The sequence below is a fragment of the Thermostichus sp. MS-CIW-15 genome, assembly GCF_054060575.1.
In genome coordinates, this window is record NZ_JBSSDI010000003.1 from 105,942 (window position 1) to 125,856 (window position 19,915).

Annotated in this window: 18 protein-coding genes; 8 read left to right on the forward strand and 10 right to left on the reverse strand. The window is 60.2% G+C overall.

All coding sequences use genetic code 11. The annotated features are described in order from the left end of the window. Positions 1–24: 24 nt before the first annotated feature. Positions 25–1,137, forward strand: a complete 1,113-nt coding sequence (gene thrC / locus ACVW0R_RS01940; RefSeq protein ID WP_457501561.1) for a threonine synthase — start codon at positions 25–27, stop codon at positions 1,135–1,137. Between the two features lie 112 nt (positions 1,138–1,249). Next, positions 1,250–1,444, forward strand: a complete 195-nt coding sequence (locus tag ACVW0R_RS01945; protein WP_011431248.1) for a hypothetical protein — start codon at positions 1,250–1,252, stop codon at positions 1,442–1,444. Here ACVW0R_RS01945 and ACVW0R_RS01950 read toward each other — a convergent pair. Then, positions 1,425–1,862 (reverse strand): tetratricopeptide repeat protein, encoded by a 438-nt coding sequence (locus ACVW0R_RS01950; RefSeq protein WP_011431247.1) that lies wholly within the window; start codon positions 1,860–1,862, stop codon positions 1,425–1,427. The two genes, ACVW0R_RS01945 and ACVW0R_RS01950, sit on opposite strands and share 20 nt — an antisense overlap. A 218-nt stretch (positions 1,863–2,080) precedes the next feature. Between ACVW0R_RS01950 and ACVW0R_RS01955 the strand changes: the two genes are divergently transcribed. Beyond that, positions 2,081–2,710, forward strand: coding sequence for a DUF4384 domain-containing protein (locus ACVW0R_RS01955; protein ID WP_240527818.1), 630 nt, complete (start codon positions 2,081–2,083; stop codon positions 2,708–2,710). A gap of 83 nt (positions 2,711–2,793) precedes the next feature. Here the strand turns inward: ACVW0R_RS01955 and ACVW0R_RS01960 are convergent, their stop codons facing one another. From ACVW0R_RS01960 to ACVW0R_RS01975, 4 genes are all read right to left on the reverse strand, one after another. After that, a complete protein-coding gene (locus ACVW0R_RS01960; protein ID WP_041438567.1) occupies positions 2,794–3,111 on the reverse strand; it encodes a TMEM14 family protein in 318 nt (105 codons plus the stop codon). A gap of 27 nt (positions 3,112–3,138) precedes the next feature. Continuing rightward, on the reverse strand, positions 3,139–3,354 hold the full coding sequence (locus ACVW0R_RS01965; RefSeq protein ID WP_011431243.1) for a hypothetical protein: 216 nt from the start codon (positions 3,352–3,354) through the stop codon (positions 3,139–3,141). A gap of 321 nt (positions 3,355–3,675) precedes the next feature. Beyond that, a complete protein-coding gene (locus ACVW0R_RS01970) occupies positions 3,676–4,431 on the reverse strand; it encodes a hypothetical protein (RefSeq protein WP_099812830.1) in 756 nt (251 codons plus the stop codon). 136 nt (positions 4,432–4,567) lie between these two features. Continuing rightward, positions 4,568–5,776, reverse strand: a complete 1,209-nt coding sequence (locus ACVW0R_RS01975) for a methionine gamma-lyase family protein (protein WP_206336972.1) — start codon at positions 5,774–5,776, stop codon at positions 4,568–4,570. 765 nt (positions 5,777–6,541) lie between these two features. On the opposite strand from ACVW0R_RS01975, the gene hpf reads away from it, so the two are divergent. Next, positions 6,542–7,117, forward strand: a complete 576-nt coding sequence (hpf, locus tag ACVW0R_RS01980; RefSeq protein ID WP_011431240.1) for a ribosome hibernation-promoting factor, HPF/YfiA family — start codon at positions 6,542–6,544, stop codon at positions 7,115–7,117. A gap of 335 nt (positions 7,118–7,452) precedes the next feature. Here the strand turns inward: hpf and ACVW0R_RS01985 are convergent, their stop codons facing one another. Then, positions 7,453–8,766, reverse strand: coding sequence for a D-alanyl-D-alanine carboxypeptidase (locus ACVW0R_RS01985; protein ID WP_011431238.1), 1,314 nt, complete (start codon positions 8,764–8,766; stop codon positions 7,453–7,455). A gap of 384 nt (positions 8,767–9,150) precedes the next feature. On the opposite strand from ACVW0R_RS01985, the gene ACVW0R_RS01990 reads away from it, so the two are divergent. After that, complete coding sequence (locus ACVW0R_RS01990) at positions 9,151–9,666, forward strand: MarR family winged helix-turn-helix transcriptional regulator (RefSeq protein WP_099812831.1); 516 nt, start codon at positions 9,151–9,153, stop codon at positions 9,664–9,666. 11 nt (positions 9,667–9,677) lie between these two features. On the opposite strand, the gene ACVW0R_RS01995 is transcribed toward ACVW0R_RS01990, so the two are convergent. Both ACVW0R_RS01995 and ACVW0R_RS02000 read right to left on the reverse strand, forming a co-directional pair. Then, positions 9,678–10,925: an RNA-guided endonuclease InsQ/TnpB family protein gene (locus tag ACVW0R_RS01995; RefSeq protein WP_457501567.1), complete on the reverse strand. Its 1,248-nt coding sequence runs from the start codon at positions 10,923–10,925 to the stop codon at positions 9,678–9,680. Further along, positions 10,813–11,406: an IS607 family transposase gene (locus ACVW0R_RS02000; protein ID WP_457501562.1), complete on the reverse strand. Its 594-nt coding sequence runs from the start codon at positions 11,404–11,406 to the stop codon at positions 10,813–10,815. The genes ACVW0R_RS01995 and ACVW0R_RS02000 overlap by 113 nt, the downstream gene beginning before the upstream one ends. A 236-nt stretch (positions 11,407–11,642) precedes the next feature. Here ACVW0R_RS02000 and pyrE point away from each other — a divergent pair, with 236 nt between their 5' ends. Further along, a complete protein-coding gene (gene pyrE / locus ACVW0R_RS02005; RefSeq protein ID WP_240531064.1) occupies positions 11,643–12,314 on the forward strand; it encodes an orotate phosphoribosyltransferase in 672 nt (223 codons plus the stop codon). A gap of 155 nt (positions 12,315–12,469) precedes the next feature. Beyond that, entirely contained in the window at positions 12,470–14,059 is a 1,590-nt protein-coding gene (gene malQ / locus ACVW0R_RS02010) for a 4-alpha-glucanotransferase (protein WP_457501563.1), read from the forward strand. A 121-nt stretch (positions 14,060–14,180) separates the two neighbouring features. Here the strand turns inward: malQ and thrS are convergent, their stop codons facing one another. Then, positions 14,181–15,992 carry a threonine--tRNA ligase gene (gene thrS, locus ACVW0R_RS02015; protein ID WP_099887350.1) on the reverse strand — a complete coding sequence of 604 codons (1,812 nt, stop codon included), beginning with the start codon at positions 15,990–15,992 and terminating at the stop codon, positions 14,181–14,183. A 201-nt stretch (positions 15,993–16,193) separates the two neighbouring features. Here thrS and ACVW0R_RS02020 point away from each other — a divergent pair, with 201 nt between their 5' ends. Beyond that, positions 16,194–17,909 carry a Ppx/GppA phosphatase family protein gene (locus tag ACVW0R_RS02020; RefSeq protein ID WP_240531066.1) on the forward strand — a complete coding sequence of 572 codons (1,716 nt, stop codon included), beginning with the start codon at positions 16,194–16,196 and terminating at the stop codon, positions 17,907–17,909. A 305-nt stretch (positions 17,910–18,214) separates the two neighbouring features. Here ACVW0R_RS02020 and ACVW0R_RS02025 read toward each other — a convergent pair whose 3' ends face one another. Next, on the reverse strand, positions 18,215–19,915 hold the full coding sequence (locus ACVW0R_RS02025; protein ID WP_099812837.1) for an S-layer homology domain-containing protein: 1,701 nt from the start codon (positions 19,913–19,915) through the stop codon (positions 18,215–18,217).

Genomic DNA, 19,915 nt, shown 5'->3' on the forward strand with positions numbered 1-19,915 from the left:
CGTTGGCCTCGACTGCTCGGCAGCATGGTGACCCTGAATCCCACCCATTCCTCTCGTACGGCCGGATCCCGCGCGCAAGTGGGGCTCTGGCCCGGCCTGATCCAGCACTACCGGGACTGGCTCCCCGTCAGCTCCAGCACCCCCGTAGTGACGCTGCATGAGGGCAATACTCCTTTGATCCCCTCTCCCGCGCTGAGCCAACGGCTGGGGCGAGACTGCCAGGTTTACCTGAAGCTGGAGGGCCTCAACCCCACCGGCAGCTTCAAGGATCGGGGCATGACCATGGCAGTGTCCAAAGCCAAAGAGGCGGGGGCGGAAGCGGTCATCTGCGCCAGCACCGGCAACACGTCGGCAGCAGCCGCTGCCTATGCGGCCAAAGGGGGCCTGCGGGCCTACGTGCTGATCCCAGATGGCTACGTGGCCAAGGGCAAGCTGGCCCAGACCCTGATGTACGGGGCCGAGATCATCGCCATCCAGGGCAACTTCGACCAGGCGCTGGCTATGGTGCGGCAACTGGCGGAAGCTTACCCAGTGGCCCTGGTCAATTCTGTCAACCGCTTTCGGCTGGAGGGGCAGAAGACCGCCGCCTTCGAGGTGGTGGATGCCTTGGGGGATGCCCCCGACTGGCTCTGTATCCCCGTGGGCAATGCCGGCAACATCACCGCCTACTGGATGGGGTTTTGTCAGTACCATCAGCAGGGCAAGGCTAGCCGCCGCCCGCGTCTCTACGGCTTTGAGGCTGCCGGCGCCGCTCCCATCGTTCTGGGCCGGGTGGTGGAACACCCGGAAACGGTGGCTACGGCCATCCGCATCGGCAACCCTGCCAGTTGGGTGAAGGCCAAGGCGGCCGTCCAGGCCAGCGGTGGCCGGGTGGATAGTGTAACCGACGAGGAGATCCTGGCCGCCTATCGTCTGCTGGCGGCGGAGGAAGGGATCTTCTGCGAGCCGGCCAGTGCCGCTGCAGTGGCTGGATTGCTGAAATGGCGGGATCAGGTGCCTGCCGGCGCCCAGGTGGTGTGCGTGCTCACCGGCAACGGCCTTAAGGATCCCGACACGGCCGCCCAACAGGGATCCGCCGCCATCCACACAGGAGTAGCCCCCGATTTGGCTGCTGTAGCCCGCCTGATGGGCTTTTAGCGCCGCTGGTCGTGGTTGTGCCACCTGGTAGTACCCCTGGATAAATGGGGTGCTGGCTCAAGTTGGCGACGAAGCCGAGAGGCGTCTCCTTCTCAGGTGGGCTACCTGGTAATTGCCGCCAGCGCCCGTAGAGGAGCCTTGGCTGAATTGGGAAGAGCTAGAGGACTTTTGGCAGTTGGTGGACAAGCTGCAACTGCCTGCGGAAGTGGTGAGACAGGTTTCTCAAGAAGTGGCAGCCGAGCTGGGGGATCCCGGCGTTCCCCCCCTGGAAGTCCTGGTGCAGGGGTTTACTCGTCACTGCGGCTAGAAGGCTGCGCGGGCGACTGATAGTTGCGGATGGCTCGCCTGACCAAAGTGAGAAAGGCATAGGCCCGTTGATCGTTGGGATCCAAGCGCATCACGGTTTGAAAAGCCGCTTCGGCCTGCCGCAGGACCTCGAGATCGAGTTGTCCATCCACCTCTGCTTCCAGTTGAGCCTTTTGCAACAGCAGGGCTCCCCGGTTGTAGTGGGCTGCAACATGGGTGGGATCTGCCGCCAACACGGCCTCCAGCTCGGCCAGTGCCGGATCCAGATAGCCACTCATGCCCAGCACCCAGGCCAGCTTGTAGCGAGCTTCGGTGTGCGCGGGATCCTCGGCAACTGCCCGGCGAAAGGCCTGGATGGCAGCCGGAAAATCGCCTGCCTGAACCGCCGCAATGCCTTCTTGGTAACTGTCGCCGGCCATAGGCAAGGTTGGGCTCGAGTCGAGGGATCCCCAATCTGCAGCTTAGCCCTTTCCAGACAGGATCTCCCAGTTTTCTCAGCGCCTTTTCCCCCCTGGGCCTGCCATCTGCGGCAGGGGAAACTGCATCAGCAGGAGATCTGAGACTGCGCGAAGCCTGCTCCGGTCGAACTCTGCCCCTTCCTAGGATGAACATAGCCACTGATTGTCAGGTGTGAACTATGAACGCCAAACTGGTCTTCCTGCCGCTGGCTTTGGGGCTGTCGATGGCTCCGGCCACCGCCGTTTTCCCGCAGACCCTGGGCCTCTACCCCCCGCTGCAAAGGCTACAACTGGCCGACAATCGGCTGGAAACCGGCACCCGCTCCATCATCGTCAACCCAGTGCCTTCCAACTTGCAGGTCAACCTGGAGCTGGATCGGCGCGGCTCTAACCCCATCTACCGGCCCGGCGAGCCGATTGCCATTACCGTGAGCACCAATCGCGACGCTTACGTCTACCTCTTCAGCATCCAAGCCGATGGCCGCACCCATTTGATTTTGCCCAACCGCTTCTCGGGTGGAAACGAGTTTTTGCGGGCCGGCGAAGCGCGCACCTTCCCGCCCCCTGGCGCCCGCTACCGCCTGACCATCGCCCCGCCCTTTGGCCAAGCCCAAGTATTGGCGGTGGCCTCCCTCCGTCCCCTCAACTTCCAGGAGATTGCCTCTTTTGAGCAGGGTGGCTCCTTTGCCAATGTACGGGTACGGGGATCCCAACTGGGCGATGCCATCGCCCGCGCCATCGTCGTCGAGGAGATCCCTGCCACCGAGTGGGTGACCACCACTCGCTTCTATCGGGTTGCACCGTGGTGACCCCGGCAATGGAGATCCCAGACCCGCCCTAATCCCAGAGTCTGGAACCGACAGCCAAGCAGGCTTGTCTTGCCGCTGCCGGCCTAGACCGAGCCGAAGCTGAGGCCTAGGAGAAGAACAGCCGCCAAGCTCACCACCAGCATTAGACCAGCAGGCAGAAATTGGCCGGTTTTGCGGTAGCGCAGGGCAAAGAGAAGGGATCCCAGCACCGCCGTCCCCAAGCCCAGACCCAGCCCCCAGCGGGGATCTGTTCCCAGTAGCCCGTAGCTGACGCCGCTGAGGGCGGCCCCCACCAGGCCGCTAATTAACGACTTGGAGCTTCTGCCTTTCACATAGCCGACGACCCCGCCTAGCAAAAGCAGCGCTCCATAGACGAGCAAAGTCATCTGTGCGGCCATCATGGCTGGGAAAAACCCCCCTAGCTCGGTCTAGTCGACAACAATTTCACGAATCAAGGGCAGGCGGATGCTGATGTAGCGGTTGAGAATTGAGGCATCGACGTTGCTGAGGGCATGTTTTTTTTGGCAAGCACTCAGAAGCAGATTCACCAAGTCATCGTCGCGCTGATTGAGCCAATCTGGCCTGCCGATCTCGCTGACCAAAGACCAGAACTGGCGTACCATTTCAGGGGTCATGGCATCCATTGTGTAGGGTAAGGGCTGAACTGCGAAAGTGCAAGAGAAAGAGGGGTCTAGGCCATCGATCCCATTCTAGGGAAAACGCCCTGTCCATGAAGGCAACATTTCAGCTCCGTCACAACTTAGGATAAGATGTCATGCTTTCCCATAAACCTCAGCAAACCCCAACCAACCCTGCTTCAGAAGGCTCTGAACCAGAAGCTTCCAGCGCTAATAAAATAAAGCAATAATGACTCTTGCCCAATCTCGACATCGGCATCAAAAGGCTTACAGGCAGACCGGCCAAAACTTCTCAGGGAAGGCGCAGAAGCTTGGCAGGCCTGGACGCTAGTGCAGGGCGTACTGCAACCCATAGGCTCCTTCTTCTCCTGGTTTGTGGGTGTTGGCCCGGAGGGTGTAGGTGCCGCTGCGAGGCAAAAAGGCAATTATCAGGGCATCGCTGCCGCCGCCTTGGTCGTCATCCCAAGCCATCACCTCTCCCTCCGGGTCCAACAGTTGCAAAAAGGCATCGAAATCAGAGCTGGCCATCGAAGCGAGTAGGATCTGGCCGGCCCGGGCAGCGATGGGGTGTTCTTCCATCCAACTGCCGTCTTCAGGGTGTTGGGCGGATCCCTTCTGCAGACGGCCCGACACCGTTTGCTGCCAATCGACCTGGGCCAGCCGGTAGGTCAGCCGGTAGGTGCCAGTGGATGCCGGCTTGAAGCTTGTGGCCCGCAAGGTGTAGGTGCCTTCCTGCAGCAGCCGCACCGCCAAGAGGGCATTAACATCTGGGCCGGAGTCGTCGTCAAAGCCGATTACCCGCCCTTGGCCGTCCACCAGCTCCAGGTAAGGGTCAAAGTCTTCGCTCTCCAGGGCGGCGATCAGGATCTGGCCCGCCTCGGCGGCCACAGGGATCCCATCCCAGTAGCTGCCGTACTGGGGGCTGACCTCGTCCCCCCCTTCAAGAGTTCCTGTCAGGGTTTGGCTGCCTCTCCACAGGGGAGAGGGAGTCAAGGCGGCTCCCACTTGTGTGCTCCCCTCTCCCACGGGGTTCAACAGCCGACAGCCGCTGGCCAACCCCAAAGCCACCCAAGCAAGGGCCAAACGGGATCCCCAACCGAGGAAAAACCCAGAACTAGAACATAAGCTCGACATCCAATCGACGAGGATCCGTCTAGAGGGAATGGAGACCACAGACTCAATTCTACTCCTTGGGCGGAGCCCGGCCAGGGACGGCAATTTACAGAGCATCCCAAGCTTGCAAGACGGCCTCTAGGGCCAACCGCCCGTGGCTGAGATGGGTCCCCCCCTGTAAGTAGACGATGTAGGGCTCGCGCATTGGCCCATCGGCGGAGAGCTCGGCGCTGCTGCCGGCAACAAAAGTGCCCGCCGCCATCACCACCGGGTCGGCATAGCCGGGCATCACTTCTGGGATCGGGGTGAGGTAGGAATCCACTGGCGAGCTGCTTTGGATAGCGCGGCAAAAGGCCTGCAACTTCTGCGGGGATCCCAGTTGAATGGCCTGGATGATGTCGGTGCGGGACACCTGGGGTGACGGGGAAACAGGATAGCCCAGATCGTGGAACACCTGGGCGGCCAGATGGGCGATCTTGACCGCTTCGGCCACCATCTGTGGAGCCAAAAACAGCCCCTGGAACAGCAGGCGATTGAGATCGAAAGTTGCTCCCCCTTCCGAGCCGATCCCTGGCGCTGTCAGCCGGCAGGCAGCCTGCTCCACCAGCTCGGCCCGCCCCGCCACATAGCCCCCCGCCGGGGCCAGGGTGCCGCCTGGATTTTTGATTAGGGATCCAGCAATCAAATCTGCGCCCACGTGGGTGGGCTCTTGGGTTTCCACAAACTCGCCATAGCAGTTATCGACCAAGACCACCACCTCCGGGTTTTGTGCCTTGACGATCTGGATCATCTCGGCAATCTGGGCGATGGAAAAGCTGGGACGCCAGTCATAGCCACAGGAGCGCTGGATGTGAACCAGGCGGGTTTGCGGTTTGAGGGCCGTTTTCAGGGCCTGCCAATCGACATCTCCTTCCCGCAGATCCAACTGACGATAGGTAACGCCGAACTCCCGCAGGGATCCCCGCCCCGATCCCCGCAGGCCGATCACCTCCTCCAGAGTGTCGTAGGGGGGGCCGGTGATGGCCAACAGCTCATCCCCCGGCCGCAGCACGCCAAACAGGGCACAGGCAATGGCATGGGTGCCAGACACCATTTGCAGCCGCACCAGCGCCGCCTCACAGCCCATGATCTGGGCAAACACCCGATCCAAAACCTCTCGTCCCCGGTCGTCGTGACCATAGCCCGATACGCCGGCAAAGTGATGGGATCCCACCTGCTGGTCGCGGAAGGCCTGCAGCACCCGCGCCAGGTTCTCCCTAAGGACCCTATCTATCGCCTGAAACTGATCCTGCAAAGCTGCTTCTGCTTTGTCCAAAAGCTCCTTCGCTTTCCAAGAGATCTCTCTGACCACCGGGTCCACCCCACTTCTTCTAAGCAAACCGGCCTTCCGGCTAGCAGGTCGGCCACAGAGGCCAAAAACGGCTTTTCAGACCTGCTCTTGGTAACGATATTTCTACGGGATCCCTATCTTATAAAAAGCTTAACTTCAGTCAACATCTCTTCATTCTCCCTTTCAGTCTCTGTCTGAGCTGGAAAAAGCACCCTGGCTCACCAGGTTGTATAATGGCCACAAGTTCTGTAAGGAGAAAAGAGAAAAGATAGCAATAAACAATAAGGAGATGCTCGCCCTGAGAGCAGAGGTCGATTCAGCAAGTGCTGATTCTCTCTGTTGAATTTAAGTTTAGTAAAAGCATTTTCGGCAGAACCTATCTGTGTAAGTTCTGCCACTAAGTTTGCCCTTTTCGAGCAGTCTGGAGACCTTCTCCACTTGAATTTGGAGTTCCGAATTCAGGGAACCTCTCCTTGCCTGAGAAGTGGTGCTGGCTCCCAATCCCTTAAAAATGAAGACGGCCTAAATTTATTCTTAACCCCTGAACCAGATCCCTGGGGGAGATGTTAACTTAGACTTAACCCAAGAGGTTAGTGCCGATGCCAAAGCCGATCTTCATCTTCTGGCGTAGCCCTTTCTGCAAGTTGCCGGGCCGCGATCATGCCTGAGGTGGGGGCTGTTTCCTAGGGATCCTTTGCGAGGGTGAGGCGCTAACTTTAGGTGTAAACTGACACAACCGGGAGAGTACCCATGACTAAGCTTGTGATCCAAGGGAAAAACGTCGAGATTACCGACGCCATCCGCAGCTACGTTCAAGAAAAAATCGAGCGGGCTGTCAAACATTTTGCCCAGATCACCAGTGAAGTGGATGTCAATCTATCGGTAGCCCGTAACCCCCGCATCAGTGCCAACCAATCTGCCGAAGTTACCGTCTACGCCAACGGCACCGTCATCCGGGCGGAGGAAAGCAGCGAGAACCTCTACGCCAGCATTGACCGCGTTGCCGACAAGCTGGCCCGCAAGCTGCGCAAATATAAAGAACGCAACGGCGTTCACCGCATCCGCCATTCTCCCAAAACCTCGGTGGCAGTGGCCCAGCAGCCCCTCACCGATCCTCTGAATACAGAACGGCAAGCAGAGCTGCCCCCTGAGGTGGTGCGCACCAAGTATTTCGCCATGCCTCCCATGACAGTTCAGGAGGCGCTGCACCAGTTGGAGCTGGTGGATCATGATTTTTACGTGTTCCGCAACATCGAAAACGGCGAGATCAACGTCATCTATGTCCGCAAGCACGGCGGCTACGGGCTGATCCGCCCCCATCCCTAGAGGAGACCCTGCGGGCTTTCTTGTTTGCCTTAGGTCTCAGGGGCAGCGCCTGCTGGATCAGGTGGATGAGCTGCTTGAGATGGTGATGCAGCAGGAGATCCTGCCAGTTGCGAGGCGAGACCGATCCTTGGCTTGGCCAGCCCTAGGCAGCTTTGCCCTCCTCTTTAATTCCCGCCTTCTTCCAATCGTAAAAGCTGCCCTCACCCCCAGCCCCTCTCCCACAAGGGAGAGGGGAAAGTCAGGGATCGGCCAACTAGATGTTGGGGAGCCGTTTGCACCGTGGCTCCCCGACCAAGAGGGCCTCGAAGAAAAGAGAAGGGAGAGGGCTCTATTCTTCAGCGGCGGAGAGGCTCCCCAACGGCCAGCACCTGCTGCAGGAACTGATCCTGGTGCTGGCGCAAGACGCCCAGATCCGGGCCGTGGTTGAGTAAGACGAAACGGGTGCCATCCGGAAGCTGCCCCACCATCATCAGTCGGTTGGCGGCAGAGCCCACCTGGGCGATCGTGCCCGGGGGCAGAGCGCGGAGCTGCAAAGGGCTGTGGCCGACCCCGGCCACTGGCAGGACACGCCTGGGATCCCCGTCTGTGGCCTCAAGCAGATGTTCCCACAGATGGGCCAGGGCGCGGGGGGAGAGGTACAGCTCTTGCCCGCCTGGGCCAAGGCGAATTTCCAACTGGGCAGGGGCCAGTTTGGGATCCAGATGGGCAACCGGCTGAGCTACCAACCGCTGCTGCAGGTACTCCAGCAGGGCTGTTCTGCCTGCCAGCTCCGCCAACAGGGCTTCTGCCATGGCCCGATCGTTGCCGCCGTTGAGGATTTGTAGCAGGGATCCCAGGCGCAGCGAGGTGTAGCCGGCCAGGCAATGGATCTCCTCCGGCAGCTCCCTTAACGTTGACCCGGAGCCGCCGAGGGTCACAGGATAGGGCCCCTGGGGATCTCGGAGGAGCTCGGCAAGCCGGCGGGCGCTGGCCAGAGAGTCAGGCTGACCCAGCAAGCGGAAGGGGGGCACCACCTTCACCTCGCCGTCGATCTGGCGAATGCCGAGGTTGTGCAGGTGGCGGGCCAGCTCGGCCACATTGGCCTCCCGGAAATAGGGATCCCCGCCGCCCACCACGACCAAGTCTCCCGTCAAGCGCTGGCCGGAGCGGTGGCTGGTGGTGTAGAAGCGAGTTTGGAAGCGATACTCATAGCCCCACTTTTCCAGCGCCATCAGGCTGAGGGCCAATTGATCCAAAGCCCCCACCGGCAAAGGCCGATCCAGCAGGTGCTCCGCCAAGAGCTCGCCTTCGGCTGTCCAAAGCAGGATCCCCTGTTGAGAGAGCGCTCCCCCTTGGGCCGCCAATCCCTGCAAAAAACCGGACAAGGCCACGGCGTAGGGGGAATCCTGCCACTGCGACGATTGCCCACGGGGCCACCAGGGGGGAAGGCCGGGCGTGCCACTGGGGGAAGGCAGCGGCGGCGGCGGGGTGGGGATGGGGGGGAAGGGGTTTTGCGCCGCTGCTGTAACCTCAGCCTGGACACCCTGAGAGGGGGTTTCGGCACTGCTGCGGTTGTTCCAGCAGGCCCCCAGGGCCAGAGAACAAACCAACGGGATCCCTGCCCAGAGGAAACGGCGCTGGGAGCTCAACCCCTGTAGGATAGACAACATGCTCACCTCCCAAAAGACATTGGCAAAGAGAACGAGCTGGCAAAACTTGAAGCTACTCTAGTGCCATCTCAATGGCTCTGGCAAATTTTCCCCTTGCCCACTGCCCCTCTTTTGCCGAGGCGACCCCAGATGGGCAAATCGGCATTTTCTTCCTTCACACAGAAGAGCGGGATCCCTGTCACGCCAAGCTTAATTTGGTTCCTAGCTGATGCTAATTGGCGGGAGATTCGCCCCTCGCCCAACCCTCCACTGTAACTTTTGTTGTAAAGCCTGTAACGCTTTTGTAACGGATGATGAGCTGCTTTTGGCCGCTCTTTATAGAAGGTTAGAATGGAAGAATTTAAGCTCTAAGCATTCTCAGCCACCCATGGGGAACCCTCAGCGATGGCTCAGTTGGAGAAACAAGCCTTCCTGGAGCGATGGCGCGAGATTCTGGCCCCTTATTCCCTGGGCTATCGCCTTCGGCTGTTGTCGCAATTGGTGCGGCGGAAATTTCAGGCCTACCTGGAGCCCTTCGGCCTGACCGCTTCCCACTGGGTGGTGCTTTGCTGCCTCTGGGAAGAAGACGGGATCCCCACCTCCACTATCTGCGAGCGCCTGCAGCAGTTGGGGGGTACCATGACCGGTGTCTTGGACGGCATGGAGAAACGGGAGCTGATCCGGCGGCAGCGGGATCCCAAGGATCGGCGGATCTGGCGGGTTTACCTCACCCCTGCCGGAGAGAAGTTGAAAGAAATTTTGCCCCCTCTCATTTGGGAGTTGCGGGAGCAGACCTACGGCTGTCTCAGCTTAGAAGAACGGGCAACCCTGTCGCGGCTGGTGGATCGGCTGATTGCCCACTTGTCGGAGGAGTCGGAGGCCGCGGTGGTGGCAGAGCCGCACCATCGCTTGTCCTATTGACACTGATACATTTACGCTGAACACTGCTGAGCATTACTGCTCAGCGGTGAAGCGATAGCATTCTGTCCGTTTCCGTTGTCACTACGCGACGCTGACGCGACCGCGCTACTCGGACGGAGTCCAAACAGAAAGGCGGTATCCCGCAAAGCCCTGAGCATAACACCCAGAGCGCCTTGCCAATCTCGTGGTAGCCTATGGTTGCACTTCGGGCATCTAAACACCTTTGCGCCACCCAACTTGGTGTGGATGTGCCCGCACTTGGTACAGGTTTTGCTGGTGTACGCTTCCGATACTTCCACGACAACCACGTTTTTCTTCTTGGCTTGAAACTTCAGGAACTGCTTGAACCGATAGTGCGCCCAGGTGAGCATCGCCCTTGCTGTCTTGCTACCAAACTTCCTCCCTGCCTTGGCAACCATCTTGGCTGACTCGAAAGTGGGGAGGAATATCAATCGGTAGTTATCCGTTAGGAACGCCGCTACCTTGCGATGGCACTCGTCCACCAAGTTCCTGATGCGCTCCCGCAAGCGAAACGCCGCTTGCCGCATCCGTCTACGCTTAGGCCTCGGCGCTTTACTCAGCCTAGACTGTAGGTCATCTAGGTGGTAGCATAGCCGGGCGATTCTACCGAAATCCCCTTTAGCGATGTCCACAAAACCTGATCCATCAAACCCTGTAAGGAAGCTTCTTACTCCAGGATCAAGTGCGATCACCCCCTTTGCTAACGAACACTGCTCGTTCACGGGCTCAGGAAAGATGGCATACCATCTGTCTTTCACCCGCATTAGCTCAGTTCCACGTGCCCATTCTCTGGGCATCTCCTCGGATGCACGGAACGCCAAACCTCGGGTGAGTTTCGGATACCACGTCCCATTGCGAAAGTTGCCGGCGTTGAATTGCAGCGTATGCGACCTGTCCCGCACACTGCGAAACCTCGCGTCTTTGCTTCGGCGAAACGCCAACCACGCCTCGACGACCGCGTTCTGCTTGATGTGGCAGGGGGCGTCCTTCACCCACCCGGGCAGGTCGGAGCGCAGGATGATGTCCCGCAGCTTTCTGGCCGTTTTTGGGGCACCATGCTGACGCTGATAGGCAATCGCTTGGTTGTAGCAGTACCGGCACGCCGCTTGCCACCGCTTCCAAACTTTAGCCAGCGCTGGCTCCGGATAAATCCGTATCTTTCTCGATTGCAGCCCGGTATTTTCTGAGTCCGTAGAGCCGACTGCTGAAGCAGTGCAGGATGGTGAGGATATCCTCAACCAGTTCCTGCTGGGGAGAAAGGTGATCGTCATCGAGAACCAAGATTTCGCACCCGTATTGACGGCAGTACCACTCAACGAACTCAAATCCAAACCGGCAGAGTCGATCCCGGTGAGCGACCACAATTGTTCCGACATCTCCCGCACGAACTCGTTCCAATAAGGCAAGGAACTTTGGTCTTTTGAAGTCGAGACCGCCGCCAACCTCTCCGACCACTTCGGCTCCAGGATAGAGGTTAACCAGTCTTGCAATCTGTCTCTCCAAGTCTGGTTTCTGCCCTCGACTGCTGACTCGGGCGTACAAAACAACTCGTTTATCCTTTCTGGGTGTTCTGACGTAACTGTCGAGGTCATACCTTCTCGCTCTACTAGATGGTGTGCGTATTGCCTTAATCCAGCCTTTCTGTTCCCACCGTCTGAGGGTGTGGAGACACACCCCAAAATAAGCTGCTGCTTCTCTCGGTTTTACATACCTAGCCATGCCAGGCAGCCATACTGAACATACTGGGCATTATTTTCAGTATAGTCCAGCATATCATTGACTAGAGTCATGCTCCCACCCAGGGGATTCTTACGCAGCCCAAAATGGACTCGTAAAGGCGCTGTCAAGACGCCCCTAGACAGTCCTTTGAGGCATAACCTCAAAGTTCTGCTTACTTCGGACTGAAGTTCCTCCAGGTTAGTTATTGCCGCATCTATGGGTTGACGGTTGAGCTGATGGGGATCTCTGCTGTGTTGCTCCTAGACTGTTCTCCCTTAAGTCTTTCCTCGGCTGAGGCGCGGGAGAAATTGCTGTATTTGCTGGCCCAACTGGCTTACCGCGAGGGATCCTTTACCCTCACGTCTGGGCAGCAAAGCACTTACTACATCAACTGCAAGCCGGTTACCCTCCACCCCCAGGGAGCCTACCTGGTGGGATCCCTGCTGCATCGGCTACTGCCCCCTGAGACCGAGGCAGTTGCCGGCATGACCTTGGGGGCGGATCCCTTGGTCACAGCGGTGAGTTTGGCCTCTCTGCAGGCTGAGCCGGCCAACCTGGCGGCCCTGATTGTCCGCAAAGAGCCTAAGGGACATGGCACCCAGGCCTGGATCGAGGGGCCGGAGTTGCCGGCGGGCAGCCGGGTTTGGATCTTGGAGGATGTGGTGACCACCGGCGGCTCGGCTCTCAAGGCTGTCGAGCGGGTGCGGGCAGCGGGCTATCGGGCAGAAGGGATCCTGGCTTTGGTGGATCGACTGGAAGGGGCAGAGGCCCGTTACCGCGAAATGGGGATCCCCTTTCGCCGCCTGTTTACCCTTGAAGAGGTGCGTGCCTGCCATCAGAGTCTCCGCCAGGGCTTGGTGGGCTGGCCGGTTTTGGGAGGTGAGGGGGGTTCCCAAGCCTGCTCTTGAGAGGCTCCCCATCTCTCCTCCGCTGCAAGAGCTGGCCAAGCCAAAAAGGCCGTTGGCGCTTTTGACCTTTGGTCTTGGTTTTGTCGATTGGTAGCTGTCATTGGGCTGTAGAAGTGACAGGATAGGCGGTGAAATAGGGCGAAAAGGGTTTAGCCATGCGCATGGGCAGACTCAGTGGCATCCTCTTGCACCCCACCTCGCTACCGGGGCCATTTGGCATCGGCGATCTGGGGCCGGCTGCCTACCGGTTTGTGGATTTTCTGGTGGAAAGCGGCCAGCGCCTCTGGCAGGTGCTGCCCCTTGGCCCCACCGGCTGGGGCAACTCCCCCTACATGAGCTTTTCTGCCATTGCCGGCAACCCACTGCTGATTAGCCCGGAGCTGCTGGTGAAAGCCGGCTGGCTGGAACCCAACGGCTGGCAGGATCTGCCCCAATGGCCAGCCATCCAGGCGGGGAATGCTGAGCGGGTGGACTACGAAACCGTGATCCCCTTCAAGCTGGGCTTGTTGCGCCGCGCCTGGGCCACCTTCAAAGACAAGGCCACCGCCGCCGACTGGGAAGCCTTTCAAGCCTACTGTGCTGCCGAGGCCGATTGGCTGCCGGACTACGCCCTGTTCATGGCCCTCAAAGAGGTGTATGGCGACCAGGAATGGACCCAATGGGATCCAGCCTTGGCACAACGGGATCCCCTGGCTTTGCAAGAGGCCCGTGACCGCCATGCCGATGCCATCACCCGGCAGATGTTTTGGCAGTATCTATTTGCCCAACAATGGGGATCCCTAAGAGAGTACGCCCACCGGCATCAAGTGCAGCTCATCGGGGACATACCCATCTATGTCGCCCCCAACAGCGCCGATGTGTGGGCCAACCGGGAGCTGTTTCACCTGGATGAACAAGGACGGCCCTTGCAGGTAGCCGGCGTGCCCCCCGACTATTTCAGCCCCACCGGGCAGCGCTGGGGCAACCCCCTCTACAACTGGGAGGTGCTCAAGGCCCGCGGCTACGACTGGTGGATCCGGCGCATCCAGGCCATTCTCAAGCAGGTGGATTGCGTCCGCATCGACCACTTCCGCGGCTTCGAGAGCTACTGGGCCATCCCCGGCGCTGCGGAAACAGCGGTAGAAGGCGAGTGGCAAAAAGGGCCGGGGGCCGACTTCTTTCAGGCGCTGGCCGACAAGCTGGGGAAAATCCCGGTGATCGCCGAAGATCTGGGAGACATTACGCCGGAGGTGTTGCAACTGCGGGATCAATTTGGCCTGCCCGGCATGAAGGTGCTGCTCTTTGCCTTTGGCTCGGGGCCCGATAACCCCTATCTGCCTCACAGCTACGAGCGCAACTTCGTCGTCTACACCGGCACCCACGACAACAACACCGTGGTGGGCTGGTTTCATGACCCAGAACGCCCGGAGTGGGAAAAGCAAAACCTGTTGCGCTACCTGGGCTGCCAGGGATCCGACGGCATCCACTGGGATCTGATTCGCCTGGCCCTTTCTTCCGTAGCCGACCTGGCCATCATTCCCCTGCAAGATGTGATGGGCCTGGGGGCAGAGGCGCGCATGAACTTCCCCGGCAGGGCCGAGAACAACTGGGCCTGGCGCTACCGCGAGGAGATGCTGCGGCCGGAGCTGGCCCAGCGGCTGGCGGAGCTGAGCGTCACCTACGGGCGCATCTCTCCGCAAGAGTTGGAGCAACGGCGGGCAGCCCTGGCCCAAGAGCGGGCGGCTGGGTTCCCTGAAAGATTTTGAACCTCTTTTCTCAACGCCGTTCTTCGCTTGCCTCAGCAGAGACCTGTTCTCAAAGCCGCCAACAGCAGCAATTTGCCGGCACCAGGGATCCCAGCCAGATTCCAAACAAGAAGCCGGATCTCTAGTCCAGCGCTCGTGCCTGGGCCAGGAACTCCGCCACCGTCAGGGATCCCAGGTCTTGGCCGTGGCGCTGCCGCACGCTCACTGTGCCAGTTGCCTGCTCTTTTTCCCCCACAATCAGCATGAAGGGAACCTTGGCCTTCTCGGCGTTGCGGATCTTTTTGGGCAGGCGGTCGCTGTCGGCATCGATGTGGACGCGGATCCCCTGTTCTCGCAACTGATCCCGCACCTGGGTGGCATAGCCCAGGTATTGGTCGGAAACGGGCAAGATGCGCACCTGTTCCGGCGCCAGCCAGAAGGGAAAATCCCCCGCGTATTCCTCGATGAGGATGCCGATGAGCCGCTCCAGCGAACCAAAGGGAGCGCGGTGGATCATTACCGGCCGCTGCCGGGATCCGTCCTCGGCCACATAGTACAAGTCAAAGCGCTGCGGGTTTTGGTAGTCTACCTGCACCGTGCCCAACTGCCACTCCCGATCCAGCGCGTCGCGGAAGATAAAGTCCAGCTTCGGCCCGTAGAAAGCCGCCTCTCCGATCCCTTCAAAATGCGGCATTGAAAGCTTCTCCACCGCGCGGCGAATGGCATTCTCGGCCATATCCCACTCTTCCGGGGATCCCAGATATTTATCGGATTTGGGATCGCGGAAGCTGAGGCGGGCGCGAAAATCTTTGAGTTTGAGCTTGTCGAAAACCACCAGAATGAGATCGACAACCTTGAGAAACTCTTCTTCCAACTGATCGGGACGAACGAACAAGTGGGCGTCGTCCACCGTAAAGCCGCGAACGCGGGTCAAGCCCCCCAATTCCCCCGATTGTTCGTAGCGATAGACGGTGCCGAACTCGGCATAGCGCAGCGGCAAATCGCGGTAGGATCTCAGCTCTGATTTATAGATTTGGATGTGAAAAGGACAGTTCATCGGCTTCATGACAAAGCCCTGTTCAGCGGCGCGCGCCTCCTCGCTCTCGGCCATCATGGGAAACATGTCTTCCCTGTACTTCTGCCAGTGGCCGGAGATCTTGAACAGATCCACGCGGGCAATGTGGGGCGTCACCACCGGCAGATAGCCCCGCTTGAGCTGCTCCTGCTTGAGAAAATCCTCTAGCACCCAGCGCAGAGTAGTTCCTTTGGGGGTCCAAAGGGGCAGGCCCGGCCCCACTTCATCGGCAAATATAAATAGGCCCAGCTCCTTGCCCAGCTTACGGTGATCCCGCCGCTTGGCCTCTTCCAGCCGCCGCTTGTATTCCTTGAGCTCCTCCGGCGTCTCCCAGGCGGTGCCGTAGATGCGCTGGAGCTGCGGCTTGGTCTCGTCCCCCCGCCAATAGGCGCCGGCCACGCTGAGCAGGTCAAAAGCTTTGGGGTTGATCTCCTTCGTGTTTTCCACGTGGGGGCCGGCACAGAGATCCCACCACTCATCCCCCAGATGGTAGATGGTGATCGGCTCGCCTTCGGGAATGCTATCTAAAATCTCCAGCTTGTAAGGTTCGCCGAGGGCCTCGATGCGGCGCCTGGCCTCCTCCCGGCTCACCTCCTCGCGGATCACCGGCAAGCCTTTCTTGATGATCGCCTGCATCTCTTTTTTGATGCGCTCCAGATCTTCCGGCGTGAAGGGCTCGGGATGGTCAAAGTCGTAGTAAAAGCCATAGTCGGTCGTCGGGCCGATGGTTACCTGGGCCTTGGGAAACAGCCTTTGCACCGCCATCGCCAGGACGTGAGAGGTGGTGTGGCGGATGCGCTCCAGCTTGGGAGATTCGTGGGTACGCAGCAGCTTGAGGGGGCTGTTGGCCTGTTGAGGGGATGCGGCTGGTTGAGACATCGGAACCCGCTTGGCGACAAAAATGACTCTGCAGTGCTTTTATCTTAGTCTGAGGCCAGAACAGCCGGGATCCCCAACGGGGACAACTCTCTGTTTAAGAAAGACCGTCGCCTTTAAACCCACAGCTCGGCCAAGAAAAAGGGGGGAAAGCACACAGTATTCTAGAAGTGTCGCAAAGTGTCGCAACCTCTGAATTCATTCATGGTCTCTTCGCTCGCCAACCTTGCCGAACGCTCTGCCGCCGCCTCTGAACCGAAACCGGCCCCCCTTTCTGAGTCTGGAGTTGCTCCGGTCATAGCCGCCATCGATGTGGGCAGCAACTCCCTGCACATGGTGGTGGTGCGCATTAACCCCAATATCCCCAGCTTCACCATCATCTCCCGCGAAAAAGCCACCGTCCGGCTGGGGGAATTCTGCAGCCAGACGGGCGCCCTTACCCCTGCTGCCATGGAACGGGCCCGGACGGCTCTGGAGCGGTTTTGCCGCATTGCCGAGAGCTTTCAGGTGCAGGATATCGTTGCCGTGGCCACCAGCGCTGTGCGCGAGGCCCCCAATGGGCCGGAGTTCTTGAAGCGGATCGAGCAGGAGCTGGGCCTGCGCATCGAGCTGATCTCCGGCCAGGAGGAGGCCCGCCGCATCTACCTGGGGGTGCTCTCGGCCATGGAGTTCCACAATCGGCTGCACGCGGTGGTGGATATCGGCGGCGGCTCGACCGAGCTGATTCTGGGCAACGGCCAAGAGCCGGAGTTTCTACGCAGCATCAAGGTGGGGGCGGTGCGCCTGACCCAAGCTTTTTTGCACCACGATCCGCCCACCTCCGCCGAGCTGCAGGCGCTGCGGCAACATGTCCGCGGCATGCTGGAAGCTCCCATTGAGCAGATGCGGCGCATCGTCGAAGCCTCCCAACAGCCGGGATCCCTGACCTTGGTGGGCACCTCCGGCACCATCGAGTGCTTGGCCCAGTTGGATGCCCGCCGTCGGCTGGGCGCTGCCCCCACTCGCCTGCAGGGGTATGAGTTCAGCCTGGAAGCCCTGCGGGCCTATGTCAAAGAGCTGCGCTCCCTCACCGTGGCCGAACGGCAAAAACTGCCCGGCTTTGGGGAAAGACGCGGGGAGATCATCCTGGCTGGGGCCGTCATCTTGGAGGAGGTGATGACCCTGCTGGGGGTGGAGCGGATCCAGTTTTGCGAACGGGCCCTGCGGGAAGGGCTGATCGTGGATTGGATGATCGGCCAGGGGCTCATTGAAGATCGGCTGCGCTACCACAGCTCGGTGCGGCGGCGCAGCATCCTCAAGCTGGCGGAAAAATACCAGGTGGAGCTCCCCTATGCCGAGCGGGTAGCGGAGTTTGCCCTCAGTCTTTTCGATCAGACCCGCGGCATCCTGCACTCCTGGGGCTCCCGCGAGCGAGCTCTTCTCTGGGCGGCCGCCATGCTGCACAACTGCGGCCACTTCATCAGCCATGCCGCCCACCACAAGCACTCCTACTACCTGATCCGCCACGGGGAGCTGTTGGGCTTCAACGAGGAAGAGATAGAGGTGATCGCCAACCTGGCCCGCTACCACCGCAAGTCGCCCCCCAAGAAGAAGCACGAGAACTTTCAACGCCTCAGCAACGAGCGGGATCGCCAAGTTGTCCTCGAGCTCAGCCCCCTGCTGCGCATAGCCTGTGCTCTGGATCGCCGCCGCCTGCAGGCCATCCAAGCTCTCCACTGCCGTTTTCAGCTTCTGGGAGAAGGCCCCCGCTGCATGGAGCTGATTTTGGATCCCAGGCACCCCAACGACGACTGTGCCCTGGAGCTGTGGAGCTTGAACGAGAAGAAAAAGGTCTTCGAGCAACAGTTCAAGCTGCAGGTGATTCCCAAATTATCCACCCAGATCCAGCGCAGCGCGGATCCCTTTGAGGCAGCCGTCTAGCCAAGGGGCGTATAGTCGTTTCAAACAAGACGAAGACACTTTGCCGCCGACCCCCTCTACCCTCACCCCCGGCCCCTCTCCCAAAGGGAGAGGGGAGTTGGGGATAGTGCTCCGCACGGCCGGCGCGTCCGCGACAGCGTTGCGTAGCAATAACGACGCAGAGAAACGTTTCATTGCCATTTGAGATGGCTGTAACTACCAAGCTGCCGGTGAACGCCAATAGCTGGGCAAGCGGATCGTATTCCTTTAGCTACCGTTTGCACCAGCGGGATAAAGTTCTCGCGAGGCTGCACGGCAAGTTTTGCTCAGGGAGCGATGGTAATGGGCGAGGGGCTGGTTTGGGTGGCTCTTTGGCCGCCCCGCTCCAGGATCACCTCAACGAGGCCGTTGTTGACCGGCTGCATGTTGAAGGGCAGTTGCTGCTGGGTTTCGTAGAGGCCGGGCGCCACCTCCCGCATCTCCACCTCCGGCGTCACCCCGACGATGCGAAAAGCTGCCCGCCCCCCCGGATCCCCTCGCATCGTAACTTTGAGGATCTCGCCCATGCGCAGGTTGGTGCTGTTGGTGGTGACATTGAAAATCCGGGGCAGCCCAGCAGCGACAGGTGCGGAGACCGGCTGGATGGTGGAGCGGGTTCCCTTAGATCCATCGATTGCAAAAGGGAAGATCTCCCGGTGTTCCTGGCTGAGGCCATCCTTAGTGAGCACAATTCGCAAAACGGGGTTGCTGGCTTGGTGGGTGGGGGCCACCACGTAGGTGCCCTCGTAGTGGTGGGGTCGCACCTCCCGCATCGGCTGGTTCAGGGCCAAATTCCCCAAATCAAACTGGGCGATCCCCCCCGAGTCCCCCCAGATGGCAATGGTGAGAATATCCCCTTCCACCAGGTCGCGCTGGGGATCCAAGCGAATCGCCTCAATACGCGGATAGCGGTTGCCGACTGGAGCCAGAGGAGCAGGCTCAGGGGTGGCCGGTTGTGGCAGAGGGGATGGGGGCGGAAACACCGATTCCACCGGCGGGGGAGCGACATTGCCCAGGGCCAGTTGAGGGAGCCGCCGCTGAACGCGGGTCTCCCGTCCGTTGAGGCTCAGTTGGATACGAATATCGGGACTGAGGGCGCTGTCCTGAGGGCCAAGGGTGTAAACGGCGCGGTAATAGCCGGGCTGCACCTCCTGCATGGGCAAGCCCTGCACCAAGCTGCCGATATCCACGGTGGCCCTGCCGTTGGGAGTGGCCTGGGCCTCAACAGTCAGAGTTCCCCCTGGCGGCACCACTCCCGACTCAGGGGTAATCCGCGTTTGCAAGATTTCGGGTTGGACAGTCTTGGCCACCGGAGCAGGAGAGGGACGCAACTGCGCCACCGGAGCTGGCAAAGGCGGAAGCTGACCGCGATACACCAGCGCCTGGTGCAACAGCACCGCCCCCTCGGCTCGGCTGAGCACCCGATTGGGCCGCAGCCGGGCCGGATCCGGCACATTCACCAATAGCCCTGCTTCCCCTGCCATCGCCACAAAAGCCCGCCCCACCTCCGGCACCTCGGCAGCATCGGTGTACAGAGCCATCCAGCGCTCAATATCGTCCTGGTTGGGAGCAGGCAATTGCAGGGCCCGCACCAAAATAGCCAGGGCTTCCAGGTGGGTGAGATCTCCTTGCGGGCGAAACTCGTTGCCCTCGTACAGGCGCATCGCTCCCGCCTGCAGCACCGCTTGGGCCGTCCAATAGTCGGGGGTATTGGGCTCGAGATCCCGAATCTCTTGTACCTGGTTGGGGTTGGGGACGTAGCCGAAAAACTCCGTTAGCCACTGGGCCAATTCCAGACGAGTCAAGGTCGCCGACAGCGGCTCCTGGGTGAGCACCAGGTCCGTCTGGCGCTCCAGCGCTGCCACGTAGGCATCGGCCCAGGCCAGCGAGGCTTGCTGCTCGACCCCTTGCGACCAGGCCGGCAAGCTGAGGCTTGACCAGCCTAGCGTCCAACATAGGCCCAAGGCTAGGGGCCACGAGCACCGCAT